The organism is Candidatus Komeilibacteria bacterium CG_4_10_14_0_2_um_filter_37_10, assembly GCA_002793075.1.
GTDB lineage: Bacteria > Patescibacteriota > Patescibacteriia > UBA1558 > UBA1558 > UM-FILTER-37-10.
Genome location: PFPO01000063.1, coordinates 1 through 1,785 on the forward strand (window position 1 = coordinate 1; position 1,785 = coordinate 1,785).

At 43.5% G+C, this 1,785-nt stretch carries 1 protein-coding gene; it reads right to left on the bottom strand.

The genetic code is table 11. The annotated features are described in order from the left end of the window. Positions 1 to 1,785: hypothetical protein (locus tag COX77_03365; GenBank protein PIZ98811.1), on the bottom strand; the 1,785-nt coding region annotated here is incomplete at both ends.

Sequence of the window (1,785 nt, forward strand, 5' to 3'; positions counted from 1 at the left end):
TCCACGCAAATGAGCTGTACCGGCAACATCTAAAGTTGCTGAAGGCGAAGTCGAGCCAATGCCGACGTTGCCACCGTTTAGATAACTATTGCCTTGTCCTCTTAGGAAAACCTGCTGAGCTGCACTGCCATCATATAATGCTAAGGCTCCATCGTTGGTGGCGCCAGTATCATAGAGACTCGCCAACATTGCGCCAGAAGTTCTTTTTAATTTTAAATTTGTGTTTGTAGCATCCAAACCTTGAATCACCAACATATCAACCGGCGTAGCTGAAGAAGATTGAACATTAATGACGTTTCCGGACGCTGACAAAATGTCCAATTTATTTTGTGGGCTCGTCATCCCGATGCCAACATTGCCACCGTTTAGATAACTACTGCCATTAGCAGACAATAATGTTGTAATTGCGGATGAATCATTTTTTAAAGATATTTCACCAACTCCATTATTTAAGTTCAATAAAATTCTATCCGAACCAGTTGAGTTTTTATTGATTGTTAAAACACTTTCGTTATCAGAGGCACCTTTAACTACCAATCTAAAACCTGGCGTCGTCGTCCCAATGCCGACATTACTCGAAGTAACATTCAAAACATTATTACCGCCTGCTATGACTGATACTATATCGGAACCAGCGCTACCAATACCAGTATTTGTATCTCCGCTATAAGTAAAGACTGGTACCGTGGCGCTGGCCAACACGTTTAACATATTGGCTGTACCAACTCCGTAAGAGCCTGACAAACTATCGCCGCTAAATGTCCACCGCTGCGTACCACCCAAAGACATGCGGATAACATTATCCGCACTTTCATACCATCCACTATCACCATTACCCAGAGATATACCCTTGGCAAAAGTGAAAGTACCACCATTATCAACTTGTAATAAAGAAATGGGAACGGTGGTACCGATACCAACGTTACCATTATTTCTATCAATGGTAATAACATTAGTCCAAGCGCCACCAGTTTTTTTCTGTAGTTGGAAATTTCCCTCAGTACTGCGATCAAAGAATCCCCAGCCGTAAGTTTCACCGGTTTCCGTTGAAGATAAAAATGGAGTAGCATCACTATTTCCTTGAGCAAGTATTAATAAATTTGCCGTTCCACCAGTTGTATTAATAGTAATATCACCATTTTGTACTTGCAATTTAGTTCCTGGCGCCGTGGTACCAATTCCCACATTACCACTAACAATTAAACCATTAGCTGGGGCAACGGTATTTGCATAAGTGCCAAAAGAAGAGGCGCCGTTAACTGATAATGGATTTGCTGGTGCCGTGGTGCCTGCTCCGACGAAGCCTGCAGAACTAACAAATAAACCAGTTTGACCAGCTGCTCCACGCAAATGAGCTGTACCGGCAACATCTAAAGTTGCTGAAGGCGAAGTCGAGCCAATCCCCACTCTATTATTCAAGGCGTCAATAGTTAAAGTATTGGCGTCAAAGTTCAAAGCATTAACATTATTATTCAGCGTCCAAGTGGAAGATGCGCCCTGGGAAATATTAAAGACGCCAGAAGAAGTCAGGTTGGCTGATGAGCCATCCCACGTTAGGGCACCAGAATTAAGATCTAGTGCGCCTGACGTGGTTAAATCAATCTCACTGGCATTACCAGCAATACTTACGCCTTCTGCGCCGTTCAAAACTAGTCCCCCTGCCAAGGTAGTAAAGTTCGAAGCGGCACCCGCCGTAATGCTGGTAGCGCCAGTGCTATTGAGTGTATAACTACCGCCAACTGTCGCTAAATAATTTGCTGTAGTTGTGATGTTAAATGTGGTGCC